Origin of the sequence: Vibrio mangrovi (assembly GCF_024346955.1) — a bacterium.
Taxonomy (GTDB): Bacteria; Pseudomonadota; Gammaproteobacteria; order Enterobacterales; family Vibrionaceae; genus Vibrio; species Vibrio mangrovi.
In genome coordinates this window covers 70,258-89,987 of the sequence record NZ_AP024884.1, presented here as the reverse complement: position 1 = coordinate 89,987, position 19,730 = coordinate 70,258, and the positions used below count along the sequence as shown (strand labels likewise).

Sequence of the window (19,730 nt, the reverse complement as noted above, 5' to 3'; positions counted from 1 at the left end):
TAATTTCATGGCGCTTTAATCTCCAATTTCTGACACTTGTAAGCCAGTGTACGCTTCGGAATACCCAGACTTTCTGCCGCTTTAGCGCGATCACCGGAAAACAACCGCAGACGTTCTCTGATGATTTTCGACTCAAAATCCTGAATCGCCTGCTTCAGATCTTTGATAACAGTGCGCGACTCCGGCTCTTCAACCTGAAACAGATTGACTTCCTCCCGGGGAAGAATCCGGTGAACGAAACTATTTACCTGCACTTCGTGTCCGTCCTGTGTCTGCGCACATCCAAATTCGATCAAATGTTTCAGCTCACGCACATTGCCATGAAAGCTATGCTGTTTCAGGCAATCAATCGCCTTATAATTCAGACCACGGATCTGGGTACTATGCGAGTCGTTAAACAGGTCAACAAAGTGCTGGCTCAACTGCTCGATATCTTCGATCCGATCCGTCAGGCATGGCACGGTAATCGGGTACTGAAACAGCCGGTAATACAGATCCTGCCGGAACGCTTTCTGGCGGACCTGTCCCAACAGATTGACGTGCGTTGCAGAAACCAGACGAAAATCAGAAGCAAGCTCTTCTTTACCACCAACCGGACGGAAAGTTCTCGTTTCCAGCACCCGCAATAATTTCGCCTGAAGGACCAGCGGCATATCACCGATTTCATCCAGAAACAGAGTGCCACCGTTAGCCTGAGCAATCAGCCCTTGCTTATCCGCTTCAGCTCCGGAAAAGGCACCTTTGCAGTAACCGAACAATTCACTTTCCAGTAAGTTTTCCGGTATTGCGGCACAGTTAATCGCAATGAATGGCTGATCTGCCCGTTCTGACATCTCATGAACCGCCTGAGCAACCAATTCTTTCCCTGTTCCGGTATCACCCTGAATCATGACCGATAACTGCGATCCGGCAGCACTGACAATCTGCTCTCTCAGTTTCTGCATCGACGCACTTTGCCCGACTAACGTTTTGGACAACGTCGAAACCAGACGCTGCTGCTCCCGATCCCGCTCAACGTCGGACAGTGATTCCCGCAAGTCCCGCTGGTTCTTCTCTTCGCGCTCAATATCGCTCAGTAAAGCCCATTGCTGACTGAATACATCCACATAACGACAAAAATCATCATGAGTGAATATCTGCCGCAGATGGTCAGTTTCACCAATCAGGAACAGCAGCGTTTTCACTACGTCCTGATTCAGCGGAAGCGGTACGATCCGGACAGAGTCAAAAAGGCCGACAGACTCAGTCAGCCGGGTAAATGTACGATCAGACTGCCAGAAGACCAGACTGTCCAGTAACAATTCCATAGGTTTTGACGACTGGAGCACATGGGCAAACGGGCAATCAAAATCAGTCACCGACCAGACCATCTCCAGGTCGGTCCGATGGGGCACTAATGTACGCCCATCGGCGCTGGGAACAAGCAGCAAACAAGTATCAAGTTCCAACTCACGCGAAACCGTATCAATGAAAAGCGTCGCCAACTGCTGCGGTTTTCTGATACCTACCAAATCGGTCGCGTAAGTCAACCAGCGGCTCATCGTTACTCAACCTCACCGATGAACTCACCATCAACCGCAGCCAGATAAACCCGGTTGATCGGTTCCCGCTCAGCCAGTTTATTGAGCAGGGCAAGAGAAACCGGCGGGAGTAACTGACCTTCAATGATGGCTTCCAGCATCCGCGCACCATTCTCAGAACGGGTCGCCCGGTTGAGGATCTCCTCAATCAGGGATTCAGCAATGTCAACGACTGCGGAGTAACGTTCCTGGAAGAGTTTTTCCAGCCGTGCCAGTTTCGCCTGTACGATTTCAGCCAGAACTTCTTTCTTCAGCGGTAAGTAAGGAATCACTTCCATCCTGGCCAGTAATGCCGGTTTAAAGAAGTCCGCCAGTTCAGGATACAATCGGTCAGCAATGACTTTCGGCTCATCCGCATAATCAACGATCGTTTGATAGCCCAGATTCGACGTCAGGAAGAACACTACATTCTTACAGTCAATCACCCGGCCTTCTCCGTCGGCAAGCTCGCCTTTGTCAAAGGCCTGATAGAAAATGTTCAGAACTTCAGGATGCGCTTTTTCGACTTCGTCCAGCAGCACAACCGAATATGGCATTTTCCGGATGGCTTCTGTCAGCACGCCACCTTCACCGTAACCGACATATCCCGGTGGTGAACCGATCAGGCGTGAAACCGTATGTTTCTCCTGATATTCAGACATGTTGATTGTGGTCAGGAACTGTTGCCCGCCGTATAGTTGCTCTGCCAGTTGGATAACGGTTTCAGTTTTACCGACACCACTTGGTCCCACCAGCAGGAAAGCACCTTTCGGACGTCCGGGACGGCGCAGGTCAGCACGGGCAGTCAGCAAGTGACGGTGAACCCGTTCAATTGCCGTGTCCTGACCTTTAATGGTTTCGCCTAAAATTGAAGTCAGATGCGTAATCTTATGTAGCTCATCTGTATTCATCTGATCGACAGGAACACCAGTCCAGTCTGCGATAACTTCAGCAATCTGATCAGAATCAACTTGTGGGTAAATCAGGCGCTCACGATGTGGAATCGCATCCAGAGCCGCATATTTTTCTTTCAGTTCACTTTTCAGAGCTTCAAGAACTTCTTCCGGCGACTGTCCTTCTAACGCCTGTCCTTCCACTAACTCATCTAAAACATCAAATGATTCAGTCTCGTCGTCAGTCTGCTCCGCTTCCTGAGCCTGCTGCTGAGCAAGTTCCATCACTTGAGAACGCAATTCAATAATGGACTCGACCAACTCTTTCTGGTCTTCCCAGCTTTCAATCAGCGCTGCTTTTTCAGCTTCGTCTTCAACTTCCTGAGCACGCAGCTCATCAAGACGTTTCACATCATTTTCACTGCCGAGGAACTGTGCTCTTTCCAGCATGTCAATTTCCAGCTGGCGTTGATAACAGTTGGTTTCCAGTTGCGACAAACGCTTCGGTGGCGTAGTCAGGTGAATCGCAATTCTTGCACAGGCTGTATCCAAAACATCGATAGCCTTGTCAGGGAGCTGACGTCCGGAGATATAACGGGCCGACAATTCCGCAGCAGCTTTCAGTGCTTCATCGGTAATCAGAACATGGTGAGCTTTTTCATAAACACCGTTCAAACCACGCAGAATATCTACGGCCTGACCGATACTTGGCTCATCAAGTTTCACCAGTTGGAAACGACGGGTCAGCGCCGGATCTTTTTCAAAATATTTCTTATATTCTTTCCAGGTCGTCGCAGCAACGGTGCTCAGTTCACCCCGGGCAAGTGCAGGTTTCAGCAGGTTAGCAGCATCGGCGCCACCTTCCTGATTCCCGGCACCAATCAGCGTATGCGCTTCGTCAATGAAAAGAATGATTGGATTCGGTGAAGCTTTGATCGCATCGATCACACCTTTCAGGCGTTTTTCGAATTCGCCCTTCACAGAAGCACCAGCCTGAAGCAGACCTAAGTCCAGCGACATGACATCAACGTTTTTCAGTTGATCCGGCACATTTCCGGCAGCAATGCGTAACGCCAGACCTTCAATCATGGCACTTTTACCAACCCCGGCATCACCGACAACAATCGGGTTGTTCTTACGGCGGCGGCACAGAATATCAATCATCAGATTGATTTCGTCTTCACGACACAAAACCGGATCCAGTTCATCACGGCGCGCCTGCTCACTGATATTGGAACAGTATTTCTGTAGTGGTGAGCTGGCTTCAGTCAACGGTGATTTTGCCCCTGCTTTTCCGGTCGTTTTCTCGACTTCGGTTTCAGAAGAATCGGCAACCACAGCAGCAAAGTTTTTCTTCAGTGTTTCCCGGTTGATCGTTTCGAACAGAGAGATCAGCCGAACCGGCAGATAACGATCGGCCCGGGTCAGTGCCGCCAGGAAGATAGCGCCGGAACGCAGTTCACGCTGGTCCAGTTCTGTCGTAGACAGCAGCCAGGCTTCCTGCAGCAGTTCAACCAACAGTGGAGAGAAAGCCGGATAAGTGTCCAGCACATGTTCACGTGTATACGAACTGGCAATCGCCTGTTTTACACTTTCAAATTCGATATTTGCCTGCTTCAGGATGACACGAAGATCAGAAAGCGGATTTTCCAGAAGAACATCAAGATAGTGCTCGAGTGTGACTTCCGGATGTTGGCGTTCAATACATAGAGAAGCAGCCTGCTCAAGCGCCAGCTTGCTCTGTTGGTTTAACTTTGAAATAAGAGTGGGTAATTCAATTCGGATCACAGCGATCACCTAGCCTAAAAATTAATTAAGAAGTTGACTTAACTGGTTCACAACGTCAGCAGATTTCTCATGCAATAACCATGTGTAACCCAGAAAGATCCCGCTCCATAGCAGGAAGAATCCAAGGAAAACCGACCAAACCGGCAACTGACGGTTCAGACGGTATTTAGCATCGACAATATGTTGGTTGGCCTGATTCAAAGGCTTGATCTTTTTCTCATCAAGCGCGGCGAGCATATCGTATAAATTACTGATCACTTTTTCCCGTTCGTTGTGACCATTCTCCATCACACGATATTTACCTTCAAAGCCGAGAACCAGACAGTGATAGATAAACTCCAGCAAGAGCTGATAACGTTTTGGTTCACCTTCCAGACGGGCAAGGATGGTATAAACCTTTTCTCCGCCCCAGGTTTCATTGTGAAAACGGGAAAGCATAGAGTGAGATGCCCAGATGCTGGATGAACCCCATTCGGTTCCCATCACAGCCTCATCCAGATAGGTACATAAGATGTATCGGTAAGCCATCAGAACTGCGTTATCAAAACCTTGCTCGGTCAGCTCGATTTCGATCGCTTTGATCTCTTCAATCGTCTGATGATAGATCTGCTCAATATTCGGACAGCTGGTCATTCCCCGAACCCGGAGAGATAAACCAAACAGCGGTGTCGCAGCATCAATCAGGACATTGGGATTGTCGCCACGCAACTGGAACCAGTAGTCCTGGTCCCGGTTGATATTTTCCACATTATCAAACAGTAAATTGTCAATGTGTTCACCAGTATTCTGCACCACAATTAACTCCTTATTGCCCAGAATTGTAAATCAAGGTCATCAAATGCAGCTGCAACATGGAAAGCGAATCCACTGGCTTGTTTGATCATTGACCAGGCAGCACTGGATTTATCAAGCTGATAATAGGTATAACCGGCATGATAAGGCAGCTGACGAGGTGCAACCGGTAGCGGCGTTAGCGGAATACCCGGCAACTGGAGGGAAATCAGCTCTCTGATCTTCTCAACCGAAGCAACTTTCGTTTGCTGAACAAACACACGACGGAGTTCATCCAGTGGCATTCTCGCTTTCACAGCAATAATAAAGTCTGCATCTTCCATCAGGTTGGTGTCATGGATCGGTGCCACCATGAGGCCATATTTCCGTTTATCCAGCTGGATAGACACAGCACGTGGTTCAAGTACCACACTCAGGCTTTGTCTCATATGACGAATCAGCGTCATAAAGCAGTCTGTCGGCATATCATGGTTATAAACCGGGATGGTTGGCGGCAGACGGCTCTCGTCGGTAAATGTCGCCAGTTCGCCACAAATAGAAGCCAGACATTCAAACAACCGTTCCGGGTGTAATGTCCGTAGCTTAGATAAATGTTCAATCAGCGGCTGTAACCGGTTCAATGCCTGCAACAGCATAAAGTCGGATACATCGGCAACAGCGCCCTGACCGGGAGAACTGATGCGCTCGGCAATACTTTTCGCCCGTTCATTCATTAAGCCCGCAATCTCAGTCACAACCCGGTGCAGGGTTACATTGACCGATGAATTGAGGTGACATGGGATAAATTCAGGATCCAGCACCAGACTGCCATCCGGACGCTTTTCCAGAATCCGGGCAATCGCAAATGAGGCATAAGAACTACGGTCTTCTTTTTCCAGCATCAGGTGCATCCGTACCGGCGAGACATCGATCGTTGTCGTATCGCCTTTCATACTCTGCACATCCCGGACATCCATCCGGCGGCTTTCATAACGCCCGGTTCCTCTTTCTTCAGGCCAGCTGACCTCCAGCAGAGATTCTGTCCGTAATGGCAAAGCCAGATAGATCAACTGTCCGGCCAGCGAAGCATCTTCGATTTCCAGAGGTTCCGGCAGTGAATCTTCCTGTGGGATATTGAAAACAGTGCCATCGGGCATTACGCCTGATAAACGTTCAATTGCAATCCGACCAAATGCCAGATATTCCGGATTTAATGCCAGCTCAGAGATGCCGTACAGATAGCCACTGACAGAATTCATCCGTGCGTCAACATAGTATTCTGTATATCGTTGTTGTTGCTGGAAATGCTGAGGTTTGATAAACAGCCCTTCGTTCCAGATAACACGGTTACGTGCAAACATCTCGATTATTCCACTTTTTCTAATTTAACATCGTAGTCTTTGAACAGCATAAGCAGGTGGTATTCCCGGCCTTTGTTCAGCACTTTGACTGCCTTTTTCCACTCACTCAGCTCTGGTTCGGCAAAATGAGCCATCACACCGATATAATGGGTGTCCGGAGAGATTTTGAATGAATTCACAAACTTAAACTGTCCGGGCATCAGCATATAATCGTAATCTCTGACAAAGTTGCTGCGGAGTGCTTTCTTGTAGCTGGCTTTGATCGCGTCATAGTCAGCCGACATAAACATGGAGTCGTCCTCCAGTTCAAAGACCTGTACTTCAACCGGCGATGCTTCCCCCCAGATATTCGGGTTCACACCCGCATCCGTCACCATACTGAACGTTACTGTTGTCGGAGCTTCTGCCGGGTTATATTCATCCGCCGGAGAGCTACTGCTACTACTGCTGCATGCAGAGAGCAATAACAAAGCGAATAAAACACAAGCAAACTTTTTCACAATCAGAACTCCAGTTGCTTCTCACGGATTTTCTTGTCGTAAGCCTGTTCGAAAATTTCCCAGAACAACTTCTCAAATCCTTTTTGACGGTTAGAAGTCAGTTCCTGATAGTAGCTGCTGTACATATTCCAGGCCCAGGCTTCTTCTGACTCGCTACGCTGGTCGTTCGGACGCTTGTAGTTGTTAAAACGGCGCAGCAGAACCTGAGGTGAAAATGCAGCAAGAATCTGTGTCAAAGCTTCAGTCGTTGCATACTGAACAGCATCGTTGTGATCCTGAATGCTTTTCAGGCTTTCAGAAATTGCAGACGGGGCAGACAAATGAACCAGACTCTTTTGCGAGTCATACATGGTCTTCATTGTCTCTTCGTAGGACAAACCAAGTCTGAGCGGGTTATCTTCAATTGGCTGAAGATTGCGGTTCATCATATCAAAACGACCATGATTCACCTGCTTATGCAGCTCAAGTAATCCTTTCACACACGCCTGAAGAGACAGTCCCAGCTCTTCAGAAAGAAAATGCATTTTTTCCATATCATGGCTATCGGTCAGATCAACACCCAGCCCATCCAGCATTGGGCCGGTCAGCAGATGTTTTCCATGATGATTTTTTTCAACAGACTGTTCTGATGTTGATGACATGCTTTTTGCGACTTCTTCTTCGAGTAGATCGAGTACGTTCTCATCCATCCCATAGCCCTCTGATTCGTTGTTCACTGATTGATAATCGACTGATCCATGACTTACAGATCGGTTGTGCACAGATTGATTGTCTGTCGTATTTGTTTCGTCATTCTTCGTACCGGCATGAGCAGGCTCACGCTGTACTTCCGTTTTGGGTTTTCTGCCCAGCTTCAATGCGCCGAATCTGAAGATTTTTTTCAGACTAATCGACGCAGTCATATCGTATTCACCATTTTCCTGCTGCGTTTCCTGAAGCGGTGGCTGATAGTATTCCTCAGCAGCAAGTAATGGCTCTTCATGCGGTTCATCTTCTGACGATTCTTCATCATCATCCCCGTCAATCAAGGTATAACTGTCATCTTTTTTCTGGGGAGCCAGTTCATCCAGCGCCATCAGAGGATCAATCACTGTATGAGTTTGATCTTCCGTATGGTGTAAGGTTTCGGCTTCTCCTTCATCATCAGCCAGTAAGCTGTGACGATCATCTTCAAATAACTGCTCCAGCACATTATTCGAAGCGATATCTTCTTCACCATGACTTCCCAAATGAACCCGGAGCTGATATGGACCAATTTGAATCTCATCCTTGTTCTCCAGTCTTGCTAACTTATTTCTTCCCAGAGCCATGGATGAACCATTCACATAGGTCTCACCGCAGTTATCCCGAACACAGAAAGCCCCATCAATGACCACAATTTCACAATGATTGGGATAAATCGCCCCGTTCTTATCGGTCAGATGCCAGAAGCTGTCTGTCGCTGTTCCAATCGTACCGCCGGCAGATGTCCATGATGTCCGTGAAACCAAACCGGATTCCAGTACCTGCACATTGGTCACAATCATGTTGAGGGAAGGCTGTTTACTCTGAACCATGACTTATTGCCTCACCTGAATTAACACGTTTTTCTCCCGCTCACCTGAGCCAAGAAATGAATACCAACCTAAAGCCACGCCTTCCTGAGAGTCCAGACGAAGCACCGGAACTTCTTTCTCATCCATCGAGAGCTCCAGGTCATAAGCCATCTGCTCCCGTAATACAAACTCCACCAGCTTACACAAGGGTTGAAACTCTTTACCGATTGGCAGGAAATCTGCGAACCGCTGGCGTGACAACCCTTTAATACAGATCACAAACTTTCCGTTACAATCCATCACCGACTCGCCAATCACCGTATTCATTCCCAGATTGCCGTTTTGCTGGCCAAGGCAAAATTGCTGAGACGGATCAATCATGACTTTTCGTCTTTCCCACTGACGGATACTGACATCCTCTAAATCAAAACAGTGAGCGATTATCCCGGCGACAACCTGTGGAGAGCGGCTTCGTCCGGCCAGTACTCCGGCATAAGCCAGCATTTTGCACCAGTTGATAGGCGTATCTCCCCGCAAATCGGGGTCTGCCAGTCCAACCAGGGCGAATAATTGTTGTGAGAACAGATCCTGCGCATCATCCTGAAAACGCACGTAATAGCGATATTTACGCCAGATGCGATACACCAGATTGATTAGCCGGTTATTGAAAAAGTCCAGAAAGGGACGTTTGAATCCGCCCGGCTCTTCAGCAACCAGTTGTTCGAGGATGAATCCCGGTAATGGAGACTGAGCTCCGGTCAAACCAAAAAAGTTGGTCTGTAAAATCAAATGTTCTTCATCAAATCGGGTTAAATCCGTCACGTCGGCAGGTGAAAATCCCAAGCTGGGATTCGCACTAAATACCAGGCGACAGACTCTTTCCCAATCTTCATCTTCCGGATTCGAAAGCTGAAGTTTTTGTAACAATTCCACCAGTTGGAAGAAATTGTACGACCTCACCTTATCCGGTATTGGCATGAGCCCTTCCTCTTTTTGAGCCGCATCTATATCAGCGGCTGCATCCCTGTCCGGGTTCCCCATGTGTATTTCTCGTTGTTACTGACGTTGACCAAAACCAGTTCATGGAATGAATTGATGTTGGCATACAAAGCAAAAAAGTGACTCAGCACCCGGCCAAATAAATAGAGATCACCTTCTGAGCCAAAGCAGCTCTGATCAATGTGGATCTCTGATTGCAGACCACGTACCGGCAGCCCTCTTAATAATTTATCTATGGGCTTCGATTCTATTTTGATAATGCCTTCCAGACGCTTTTTCGCCACCCGTTCAGCCTGACGATCGACGAGAGCCCGGAAGTCATAGGTTCTTAACACACTGCTTAATGCATCTTTAGAGAGCAGTGACAGATAGTTCAGTGATAAATTTGAAATCAGCCCCCACAGCAGACTCCCGTCCAATACCGGACGCAGTGGCTGAGTCGGAGCGATAATATTCTTAAATGTGACATAATCAGGAGAAGTATCTGTCGACTGACAGATATCCCCGACACCCAGTTCAATAGGCAACAACCGATTCGTACAGGTCAGTTGAATAGAGATGGCTTCATCAACATTGATCGAAACGGTTTCATCACCGCGGATAAATGAAATAAAAGTGTCGAAACCATCATTACGCTGACTATCTTTAACCCGTGCACGATAGTAAAGCACTTCACGCTGTCTGGCCCGCTCCACCTGATGCTGGAAACTTTCAAATGGGTGATAAACGCGTTTTTCGCCGCGGATACGCTGACTATCCTGAGTTTTGTCCTGCCAGCCAAAAACGCCATCAATACTGAAAACTTCATAATGTGACGGATAGCGGCTTGAGGGAATGACCCGATATTCAGACTGCTTTCCGGTCAATGCAATCGGATCGGCATCATGTTCGAACAGGTTGATAATCGGAACACAATAAAGCTGAAAACTATCCTGATTAATCCGGACATCCGTTGGCAGTGTTTTTGAAAAGTGGATACGAAGCGTCATTTTTCCCCGTACCGATTTCGGGATAACCTTATCCAGAGCTTCGATATCAAAGAATTGGAAAGCCTCGGGAAATGACAGATATTCTTGCAGAATCCGATACCCTTCATAAACGTTTTTCGGGTAAGGGAGTAGTGAGTCTTCACCGGCAAAACCAACCGATTGAAGCGCGTCACGAGGAATGCTGAATTCGGTACCGTTCACATCCACCACCATTTTATCCAAATGGTGATGCAGCCACAGATACAGCATCTGGGCACTGTACTTCTCTCCACCCAGATAAAAACGCAGACTGTCGACCAATGCTTCCCCGACGGACATTTCACCTTTCATCGCCAGATTGATATCGACGATACTGGATTCCCGTGTATGGTGAGAAGTGATGTCTTCAATTACCAGCGGATAAACAGCTACATCACGGCATGTCCGGAAATGACAAACCGTGCCCAATACTTTTTCTGAGCTGTCGAGTTGGATTCCGGCCCGGATAATCTGTTTCTCACTGACTTTCGACTCCGGCTGGAACGCAACAATACTCATGCTGGGAACTGGCCGAAGATAATTCGGCCACAGCATATTAATGATCGAATGCGTCAACTCGGGAAATTCATCTTCAACTTTTTCACGCAAGCGTGCGGTCAGGAATGCGAAACCTTCCAGCAGACGTTCAACATCCGGGTCGGTCACCTGACCATGAAGAAAACGAGAAAGCTGGGGATGAATATCGGTGAAACGTTTCCCCTGCTCTTTCAAAAATGAAAGTTCTTCCCGAAAGTATTTATCTTGTGCCATGCATCAATACACTCGATATTGACGATTCTGATCCAATAACAGATTCAGCTTCACCGTGTCATGAACTGCACTGCTGTTCACTTCCGCGGTAATCCGGAATCTCAGTGATAATGGATTCAAATCGTCTCTCTCTGACGTCACCACAATATCTTTCAATCGTGGCTCATATTTTCTCAAACAGTCCTTAATTGCCATGCGGATTCTGACTGCCAGATCAAGTGTTTCCAAAGTCGCATCGTTAAAGTCAACGAGCCCCAACTCGGGAGCGCTCTGAGCTTCTCCCATGCGGGTATTCAGAACGTTGGAAACATTCCGCTTGATCGAATTAAGCACGTCATTTGCATCTGGTCCCTGTGTCAAAGACCGGGGTCTTTCGCCGGCTTCTAAGCGCTCAAAGAAGCCGACGCCAAATGCAACCTCTTCAGGTGCAATATAAGACATATTACTGATCTAAACGGCCAACCAGTGACAGTTCGAAGTTCGCACCCATGTACTTGAAGTGTGGGCGAACTGCCAGTGATACCTGATACCAGCCAGGGTTACCTTCCACATCAGACACTTCAATGCGAGCTGCACGAAGTGGACGACGGCTACGGACATCTGCCGGTGGGTTTTCCTGATCAGCAACGTACTGTTTGATCCAACCATTCAGTTCACGCTCAAGATCTTGTCTTTCCTTCCATGAACCAATCTGTTCACGTTGCAATACTTTGATGTAATGCGCCAGACGGTTGATGATCATCATGTAAGGTAACTGAGTTCCCAGCTTATAGTTGGTTTCCGCTTCTTTACCTTCTTTCGTATTCGGGAAGATTTTTGGCTTCTGAATCGAGTTTGCAGAGAAGAACGCCGCGTTGTCGCTACCTTTACGCATTGTCAGCGCAATGAAACCTTCTTCAGCAAGTTCAAATTCTTTACGGTCAGTAATCAGAACTTCCGTTGGAATCTTCGCCTGCAGAGCACCCATTGTTTCAAAAACGTGTACAGGTAAATCTTCAACAGCACCACCACTTTGCGGACCGATAATGTTCGGACACCATCTGTATTTTGCAAAGCTATCAGTCAGACGGGTTGCGAATGCAAATGCAGTGTTACCCCATAGATAATGCTCGTGAGATTCACGGACATTTTCCTGATAGTTAAAGGTTTTGATTGGGTTTTCAATTGGATCGTAAGGCACACGTAGCAAGAAGCGTGGTGCTGTCAGACCCAGATAACGTGCATCTTCAGATTCACGAAGTGAACGCCATTTAGTGTATTTAGGACTTTCGAAGATAGACTTCACATCTTTGATATTAGGAAGTTCTTCAAAAGAGTCGATACCAAAGAATTCAGGACCAACACTAGAAATAAATGGTGCGTGAGACATCGCTCCCAGTGCGCCCATGTATTGCAGTAGTTTCATGTCCGGTGTAGACGGAGTGAAAGCATAGTTTCCGATCATTGCGCCTGTTGGTTCACCACCAAACTGACCATAACCAGATGAGTAAACTTGCTTATACAAACCTGACTGAGAAATTTCTGGTGCAAATTCAAAATCTTCCAGAAGCTCTTCTTTTGTTACATGGATGATATCGATTTTATTGTTTTCTCTGAAATCGGTACGATCAACGAAAAGCTTAAGTCCACGCCATGAAGATTCCATTTGCTGGAATTTTTCATGGTGAAGGATTTCATCCATTTGTGCACTGATTTTCTTATCCAGTTCGACCAGCATCTGGTCAACCAGAGATTTATTGACCGGCTCTGATTCCTGGCTTGAACCAATCAGGTTTTCAATAAACGCGGCAACACCTTTCTTCGCGATATCATAACCTTCTTCATTCGGAGCAAGGCGTGTTTGAGCCATAATCTCATCTAACAGGCTGACTTCACCAGCCTGGGGTCTTTCTAGTACCGTTTCTTCTGTAGCAGACATTAATCAAGTTCCTATGACATATAAGTTAAAAAACACCAAAAGTATCGCGTCTATAATTACTCTTGAGGTTCTTCTTCCGATCCGCTGACGATATCCAGCTCAGCAAGAAGCTTTTCCCGAGATTCTTCAGATGCAATCAGCGCTTGTAAGCGGTCTCTGAACGCAGGGATATTCCCCAAAGGACCTTTTAAAGCAACCAATGCTTCACGCAGTTCGATCAGCTTATTCAATTCCGGAACCTGAGCCGCAACTGAATCCGGTGCAAAATCTTGCAACGACTTAAAGCTCAGTTCGACAGGCAACTCAGCATCAGGGTCATCACTTAATTTATTTTTCACAGTCGCACTGATTTGGAGATTACTCTCGCGCATCACTGATTCGAAGTTGTTTTTGTCAACTGAAACAGACTGACGATCTTCAACCGGAGTTTCTTCCGTATGGCCTTTAAAATCACCTATCACTAATGTTTTGAGAGGTAATTCAATCTCAGCCTGTTGATCTCCTGTCGCAGGAACATATTTGATATTAATGCGCTCTTTAGGAGCGACACTACCTTCTTTAGACATATCAAGTCTCCAATACCTATGCCAATAGTCGTTGCTTGCGTATATTCATTTCACCAGCAAAATGGTATCTGAACAGAAATATAATTCTGACTCAGATATGAGAACACGAATAAGATTCGTATCAGTTAAATAAACGAAGAGGTTCGCTTATTTAATAATATTTTTAAGTCTACAATGTTACATATTAATTAAATAAACCAATTGTGACATTCTCCCCATTTTATAAATGGAGATGATGAAAACATTACAGTGTATAATTTATAAATCCCAATAAGTATCGTGATTATAAAAGGTTACTTTTTCTTTATAACTGTCTGTGATGTTCTGGGCATTTTCAATGTCCGGAGGTGTCATCTCATTGGTGATATCAACAAAAAACTGTTCCATCGACTTATGTAAACTCGTCAGCCGATCATTCCCGGCATAATCTAAATAAAGTTCAGAATACGCACGGGCTTTAATTAAATCTTCTTCAACAAAACTGTAGGATGAAGCCTCTCCCGCATATATTTTTGCGACGACGGCCAATGATGTCAGATCCCCTGCATCCAAAGCTTTCTGACGCCATTCGAAAGCCTTCTTAAAATCGCCTCTTCCTTCATACAGCTCGACACATGCTTTAATCGCCGGAATAAAATTTTCCTCCGCAGCATGACGGTAGTTGGTATAAATGCCCGTGGAAAAGCGAGTTTCAGTATATAACTGATTTATATCATCTAATGTTCTTCTGGACTTATCCATCCATGCCAGCGGATAACCATAATCCAGTGCCCGCTGTAAATAATATTCGGACTGATCCGGGTCTGTCTTCTCATAATAAAGGGACAGATAATACGAAGCTTTGGCCGGCTTTGTATCAGCAAGTCTTACCAGGCCATCATGGTACTGCTTTTCCCACGACTGACGGATTGGTGTCCGCAACCAGCTTCCGTGCTGATACAGATAACTCATTGCATGCAGATTACCCAGTTTTGCCGACTGTTCAATATAATCTCTGACTTTCTGCGGCGTTCTGATTGTTGCATTATATTCAGACAGCTCTATCGCATATAAATAGGCAGCATCAGCATTGCCTTTATCCGCAGCATATTTCAGATAAGGACGTGCTTCTTCATTTTTAAACTGGGCACGAAGTAAACGTCCTTTCTCATAAGCCTGAAGCGGAGTCAGAAAGTTAATATCATAGTCATAGTTTTGCTGTTCTCCCGGCACCTGAATCATTACCGGATTCAGGTCTTTTTCTTCGGAAACAACAGGAGAAGGCTCATCTGCCATTACAATATGACTATAACCCACGACAAGAACACCGAATAACAGCGCTCTGTTTTTAGCCGATATTAACACTGCTACCACCTTGTAAAGCACCACCACAACTAATGGGATCACCAGCACGGGCTGCCGGTTTACCATCAACCATAACAGTCCCGGAGCCACCAGAGATAGAGCGGCCATGAGGTGGATTATTCGGTTTAGCGTGAAGAACAAGAGGATCGCCCTTCCGTGCGGCAGGAATACCATCATATTTAACGGTTCCTGAACCTGCGATTACAGGTGTAGGAGGAAAGCCATCATGATCAGAACCCGTGTTACCAACGACGATTCCGTTTCCCATATTGTGCCTCTGCTGTTGTTAGTCGATCAAAATTGTTCGTTAATTCAAAATCGGTTTTCAAAGAGAACCAGATTTAACGGCAAATGCTTAGAATATATCTATTTTATTTATTCATGCCGGTTATTTTTTATCCAATCGGGCAATATATTGCTTGGTCTAGGCAATATATTGCCCGATTAGTGAAATAATTTTCTCTTATATTGACAAAATAATCTAGTGCTGAATACCTAAAAATATTTTTATTAATAATAAATTTTTTTTTACCGCAGAGGATCACAAAATCACTATACCTCATGTATAAATTTGATATCACTTCTGATAAACCCCAACAAATAACATAGAAATAACATTAAAATGTTTCTTTTCTGACAATGTACGTATACAATGATCTGTTCTTTATTATTAGCATTCCCTAAATTTCTATATAAAGTGAAACTCCGAAAGTATTTCCGGAAGAAATGGAATAATAAAAATATGACTTTGATTCCACATTTGTATACCTTTTAATTACGCAGGTGCTTTACTTCATCCAGTAAATTATACAAACGTGGTTATTTCCTGATAAATCTTCTGAACAATTAATAACCAATATACAGCCAAGAATTACATCCTATTCATCACACCAATCATTAGGTGCCTCAACAAAACACAGATAAACCGATTCATAGTTGATCAGAAAAAATTATAGTCCGCATGGTTGGATTTTATACAACTGAAATGAAATAGAATCACGGCACGGAGCATGCCGCGGACTTAAGTCAGAATTCCTGATTAATTTGCATAAGAACAGAGGCCAGAACTGACTTAGCCTCTGTATCCAGATTTTTGGTCAGCTCTTCTGTAAGAGAGAGGTGTAACTGATTATGCTGGCGGAATATCTGGATGCCACTGTCAGTCAGATCAACAAGAATAGAACGACGATCTTCTTCATAGAAATGGCGGGCAACCAGACCAAGCCTGACAAGTTTATCAATCTGCACCGTCAGCGTTCCGGTTGTTATTCCCAGCCGATTCGCCAGATCTTTCATTTTCATCGCTCCATGACTGCCCAAAACCTCCAGAGTATGAATTTGTGCCAGTGAATAACCGGTTTCTTTAACAACGGATAATTCCCAGGATGACATCTTGTCATAGAACTCAGTTAAAAGATTATTCAGTTCAATCAGCGATGACATCGTCAACCTCTATTTATGATTCACTTCGATAGTCAGATGGTGGATTCTATCAAATTCTTGCAACTGACGCCTAAAAAACTCCGGACTTTTCTCCTCCTGAGTCTCCAGACATATTGATGCAGAGAAATGATCTGCACTCACCCGCCAGATATGAATATCCGTTACATTTGCTCCCAACCCTTCAAGCTTGTGCAGAATTTTGGCTTCATAAGTATGATCAATATTCTCATCCAATAAAACCGGTGCCGTTTGTTTCATCAAGCCAATTGCCCATTTGGTAATTACAACTGCTCCGACAATTCCCATTACGGGATCCAGCCAAACCCATCCCAGATATTTACCAATCAACAACGCTACAATCGCAAGCACTGAAGTCAACGCATCCGCCAGAACATGCATATATGCGGCGTTTAAATTATGGTCGTGATGGTCGTGATGGTCGTGATGGTCGTGATGGTCGTGATGGTCGTGATGGTCGTGATGGTCGTGATGGTCGTGCAACAAAAATACACTGGCTACATTCACAAGCAACCCAACAAAAGCAACAACCATGGCTTCTGTAAAATGGATCTGAACCGGCTCAATAAAACGATATAACGATTCAAATAACATCACGACAGCAACCAATCCTAAACCGACCGCGCTGGTAAACCCGCCCAGAACACTCACTTTCCCGGTACCATAACTGTACTGACGACTGTCTTTATGATTACGGGCATAACGATAGGTAAACAGCGTAATACAAAAAGCGGCAGCATGGGTTCCCATATGCCATCCATCAGCCAGTAGCGCCATGGAACCATAGACACTTCCTGCAGTAATCTCAGCCAGCATCGTCACAACCGTGAGCAGCAAAACATAGAAAGTTTTCTGCTCATTTTTAGGGTTAAAGCGAGAAAATACATCAACATGGGAACACTGTGGCGCACTATGCATACAAATTACCTTGATTATCAAAATTTATTTTATTAATAATATTTGATAATCAAACTAATTTCCAAGACTATTTCTCAAGTGCTCTTACCTCATCGAAATCAATAATAATGTGCTTGTTTTCACAGCAACATTTTATCCATACTATTTATACTGGTTTCTGTTCATACTATTTATGCTGTTTTTACTCACCATAAGAATAAATTAATCTGGATCCAGGTGTTATTGAAACACTTTATACTTTCTTGCAGGAAAACTAACAGGCGGAGTGGCTCTTATGTTCAATCTATCTTGGCGAAATGCCCCAAAAAAACAATCTTTGCATGACGAACCACCTGTGAAGGTTAAGGCAATAAAAAGTCATGATATCAGTGTCAGTCAATTAAAGGAGATGAGCTTTAATTCCGGTGCGACAACACTGGTTCTGGCTTATGTGTCACCTCACCTGCCTTTTGAGGAAATTTCCAGAAAATTAAAAGAGGCGATGCCTTTTGCAAAGCATATTGTCTCACTGATGAGTGCCGGAGAACTGGGTGGCCGGGGAAATAGCGGGCTCTATCATACAACTCCGGAAACCTGGGACAACATCGTCATCCAGAGCTTCAGCGAACATGTCTTTCAGGATATTTCCATCGCTCAGGTTGAACTCCATTGTGAAGATATTAAAAATGGTCAGGTAAAACTCAGCCGTAACAATCGGATTGCCCGTATTCAGGACGAAATCCAGAAAGTTAAACTTGATTTTTCTGTCAGTTATCTCGATACCATCGCGCTGACTTTCTTTGATGGTTTATCTTCCTCAGAAAACTTCTTTGTACAGGCACTCTATCAGTCTGACCGTTTCCCTTGTTACTTCATCGGCAGCTCCGCGGGCGGAAAACTGGACTTCACCAAAGCCGATGTTGCCTTAGACGGAAAAACGCTCGCGAACAAAGTCTGTCTGGTTTTTGTCAAACTGGCCCCGACAATCCGATACGGTATTTTAAAAACGCATAACTTTGAACCTACACCAACCTATTTTACGATTGCTGAAACAAATGCTGCGACCCGGACAGTCAAATCGCTGCTTGATGAAAGCAGCATGACACTACAATCTCCGGTTTCTATGCTGTGCCGACATTTTGGCTGTACACCGTCAGAGCTGGAATCAATATTGAGTCAGTACAGCTTCGGGGTCAAAATCGGCCACGAAACCTATATCCGCTCGATTGCCAGCATTAACTATGAAGATGAGACCCTGAAATTCTTCTGTGATTTCTCATTCGGCGACAAACTGTATCTGATGAAAGCCAAAAATTTCTCCGAATCGATTCAGCGGGACTACGCAGCGTTTCAGCGGGGCAAACCCAGAGAACCTCTGGCAATGCTTGCCAACGACTGTATCCTGCGCCGTCTACATAACAGCCAGTCTCTCTCCTCTGTGCATAACTTTGATCATATTCCGGCAGTTGCCGGGGTCAGCACATTCGGTGAATTTTTAGGTCTTCATCAAAATGAAACGCTCACCGCCCTTTATCTGTATCAGGTCCGTGCCGGGGAATCCTTTCACGATGAATATGCAGACAACTTCCCCATTCACTACAGTCATTTCAAAGCCTACTTCTTACAAAATGAACTGCACAGTCTCCAAAAAGTGGTTTTTCTTCAGCAAACCACGATTCGGGACTTATTCCGCTATAAGGAGCTACTAGGGCGAATGCTTCAGAGCCTGCAGAATGTTGCGTCCTATGCCAGTGACACATCTGATGTCCTGCAAAAGGTTCAGACTCAGTTTGCCGGGTTGTCCGGAGAAGTACAGAGACAAACCGAGCACAGCCAGGAACTCCAGCAATATGTGGAAACATTAAAAACTAACTCGAATAAAATTCAGGACATTCTAGATGTCATCGATGGTATTGCTGAGCGAACCAACTTACTCGCACTCAATGCTGCGATTGAAGCCGCCCGAGCCGGAGAACAGGGACGGGGTTTTGCTGTGGTTGCAGATGAAGTTCGGAATCTGTCCAAAAATACTCAGGAAAGCCTGAGTACAACTGGAGAAACCGTCAATAATCTTTATTCATCGATCGATGCAATTAAAGACGTGATAGAAACAACAGTTGCACTCATGGAACACGTCAGCAACTCCTCACTCGGCCTGCACGAAGAAATGGGCAAGATGTTAACACTGTCCAGTGAAGCTTCTTTCAGCATTCAGGAAAGTATCAGTGACATCAATGAAGTTCAGTCGGAACTGGAACAAATTGATCAGAATGTTCTGACGATTACCCGGTTGACCGAATCACAAGCTCAGTAGCCCATTTCCTGTCGATATCATTTCTCCTGACGGAGAAATGATATCT

At 45.5% G+C, this 19,730-nt stretch carries 16 protein-coding genes; 1 reads left to right on the top strand and 15 read right to left on the bottom strand.

The genetic code is table 11. From position 1 onward, the window contains the following. Positions 1–5 precede the first annotated feature (5 nt). From OCU74_RS16675 to dmeF, 15 genes are all read right to left on the bottom strand, one after another. Positions 6–1,541: a sigma-54 interaction domain-containing protein gene (locus OCU74_RS16675; RefSeq protein ID WP_087481712.1), complete on the bottom strand. Its 1,536-nt coding sequence runs from the start codon at positions 1,539–1,541 to the stop codon at positions 6–8. 2 nt (positions 1,542–1,543) lie between these two features. Further along, complete coding sequence (tssH, locus tag OCU74_RS16670) at positions 1,544–4,240, bottom strand: type VI secretion system ATPase TssH (RefSeq protein ID WP_087481713.1); 2,697 nt, start codon at positions 4,238–4,240, stop codon at positions 1,544–1,546. Positions 4,241–4,261: 21 nt separating this feature from the next. Then, positions 4,262–5,035 carry a type IVB secretion system protein IcmH/DotU gene (gene icmH, locus OCU74_RS16665; protein ID WP_234993605.1) on the bottom strand — a complete coding sequence of 258 codons (774 nt, stop codon included), beginning with the start codon at positions 5,033–5,035 and terminating at the stop codon, positions 4,262–4,264. Positions 5,036–5,037: 2 nt separating this feature from the next. Next, a complete protein-coding gene (gene tssK, locus OCU74_RS16660; protein WP_087481715.1) occupies positions 5,038–6,372 on the bottom strand; it encodes a type VI secretion system baseplate subunit TssK in 1,335 nt (444 codons plus the stop codon). A 5-nt stretch (positions 6,373–6,377) separates the two neighbouring features. Next, positions 6,378–6,875 carry a type VI secretion system lipoprotein TssJ gene (gene tssJ, locus OCU74_RS16655; protein ID WP_087481716.1) on the bottom strand — a complete coding sequence of 166 codons (498 nt, stop codon included), beginning with the start codon at positions 6,873–6,875 and terminating at the stop codon, positions 6,378–6,380. Further along, on the bottom strand, positions 6,875–8,428 hold the full coding sequence (gene tagH / locus OCU74_RS16650; protein ID WP_087481717.1) for a type VI secretion system-associated FHA domain protein TagH: 1,554 nt from the start codon (positions 8,426–8,428) through the stop codon (positions 6,875–6,877). Before tagH ends, tssJ begins: the two co-directional genes overlap by 1 nt. 3 nt (positions 8,429–8,431) lie before the next feature. Next, positions 8,432–9,448 carry a type VI secretion system baseplate subunit TssG gene (gene tssG / locus OCU74_RS16645; protein ID WP_200807751.1) on the bottom strand — a complete coding sequence of 339 codons (1,017 nt, stop codon included), beginning with the start codon at positions 9,446–9,448 and terminating at the stop codon, positions 8,432–8,434. Next, the gene (tssF, locus tag OCU74_RS16640) at positions 9,412–11,184 is read right to left on the bottom strand and encodes a type VI secretion system baseplate subunit TssF (RefSeq protein ID WP_087481718.1); all 1,773 of its coding nucleotides are present in this window, start codon (positions 11,182–11,184) and stop codon (positions 9,412–9,414) included. The genes tssG and tssF overlap by 37 nt, the downstream gene beginning before the upstream one ends. A gap of 3 nt (positions 11,185–11,187) precedes the next feature. Then, positions 11,188–11,625, bottom strand: a complete 438-nt coding sequence (tssE, locus tag OCU74_RS16635; RefSeq protein ID WP_087481719.1) for a type VI secretion system baseplate subunit TssE — start codon at positions 11,623–11,625, stop codon at positions 11,188–11,190. Position 11,626: 1 nt separating this feature from the next. Beyond that, positions 11,627–13,102, bottom strand: coding sequence for a type VI secretion system contractile sheath large subunit (gene tssC / locus OCU74_RS16630; RefSeq protein WP_087481720.1), 1,476 nt, complete (start codon positions 13,100–13,102; stop codon positions 11,627–11,629). Between the two features lie 56 nt (positions 13,103–13,158). Continuing rightward, positions 13,159–13,668 carry a type VI secretion system contractile sheath small subunit gene (gene tssB / locus OCU74_RS16625; RefSeq protein ID WP_087481721.1) on the bottom strand — a complete coding sequence of 170 codons (510 nt, stop codon included), beginning with the start codon at positions 13,666–13,668 and terminating at the stop codon, positions 13,159–13,161. A gap of 258 nt (positions 13,669–13,926) precedes the next feature. Continuing rightward, positions 13,927–15,012, bottom strand: coding sequence for an SEL1-like repeat protein (locus OCU74_RS16620; RefSeq protein WP_087481722.1), 1,086 nt, complete (start codon positions 15,010–15,012; stop codon positions 13,927–13,929). Next, positions 14,996–15,280: a type VI secretion system PAAR protein gene (locus tag OCU74_RS16615; RefSeq protein WP_087481723.1), complete on the bottom strand. Its 285-nt coding sequence runs from the start codon at positions 15,278–15,280 to the stop codon at positions 14,996–14,998. The genes OCU74_RS16620 and OCU74_RS16615 overlap by 17 nt, the downstream gene beginning before the upstream one ends. A 758-nt stretch (positions 15,281–16,038) precedes the next feature. Then, on the bottom strand, positions 16,039–16,455 hold the full coding sequence (locus tag OCU74_RS16610) for a MarR family winged helix-turn-helix transcriptional regulator (protein WP_087481724.1): 417 nt from the start codon (positions 16,453–16,455) through the stop codon (positions 16,039–16,041). Positions 16,456–16,464: 9 nt separating this feature from the next. After that, on the bottom strand, positions 16,465–17,391 hold the full coding sequence (gene dmeF / locus OCU74_RS16605) for a CDF family Co(II)/Ni(II) efflux transporter DmeF (protein WP_087481725.1): 927 nt from the start codon (positions 17,389–17,391) through the stop codon (positions 16,465–16,467). A gap of 388 nt (positions 17,392–17,779) precedes the next feature. Between dmeF and OCU74_RS16600 the strand changes: the two genes are divergently transcribed. Beyond that, the gene (locus OCU74_RS16600) at positions 17,780–19,684 is read left to right on the top strand and encodes a methyl-accepting chemotaxis protein (protein WP_159457442.1); all 1,905 of its coding nucleotides are present in this window, start codon (positions 17,780–17,782) and stop codon (positions 19,682–19,684) included. Positions 19,685–19,730 lie beyond the last annotated feature (46 nt).

Excerpts from the sequence above, each read along its gene's own strand:
- OCU74_RS16675 (WP_087481712.1), bottom strand. The coding sequence starts at position 1,541 with ATGAGCCGCTGGTTGACTTACGCGACCGATTTGGTAGGTATCAGAAAA.
- tssK (WP_087481715.1), bottom strand. The coding sequence starts at position 6,372 with ATGTTTGCACGTAACCGTGTTATCTGGAACGAAGGGCTGTTTATCAAA.
- tagH (WP_087481717.1), bottom strand. The coding sequence starts at position 8,428 with ATGGTTCAGAGTAAACAGCCTTCCCTCAACATGATTGTGACCAATGTG.
- tssG (WP_200807751.1), bottom strand. The coding sequence starts at position 9,448 with ATGGGGAACCCGGACAGGGATGCAGCCGCTGATATAGATGCGGCTCAA.
- tssF (WP_087481718.1), bottom strand. The coding sequence starts at position 11,184 with ATGGCACAAGATAAATACTTTCGGGAAGAACTTTCATTTTTGAAAGAG.
- tssE (WP_087481719.1), bottom strand. The coding sequence starts at position 11,625 with ATGTCTTATATTGCACCTGAAGAGGTTGCATTTGGCGTCGGCTTCTTT.
- tssC (WP_087481720.1), bottom strand. The coding sequence starts at position 13,102 with ATGTCTGCTACAGAAGAAACGGTACTAGAAAGACCCCAGGCTGGTGAA.
- tssB (WP_087481721.1), bottom strand. The coding sequence starts at position 13,668 with ATGTCTAAAGAAGGTAGTGTCGCTCCTAAAGAGCGCATTAATATCAAA.
- OCU74_RS16615 (WP_087481723.1), bottom strand. The coding sequence starts at position 15,280 with ATGGGAAACGGAATCGTCGTTGGTAACACGGGTTCTGATCATGATGGC.
- OCU74_RS16610 (WP_087481724.1), bottom strand. The coding sequence starts at position 16,455 with ATGTCATCGCTGATTGAACTGAATAATCTTTTAACTGAGTTCTATGAC.
- dmeF (WP_087481725.1), bottom strand. The coding sequence starts at position 17,391 with ATGCATAGTGCGCCACAGTGTTCCCATGTTGATGTATTTTCTCGCTTT.
- OCU74_RS16600 (WP_159457442.1), top strand. The coding sequence starts at position 17,780 with ATGAGCTTTAATTCCGGTGCGACAACACTGGTTCTGGCTTATGTGTCA.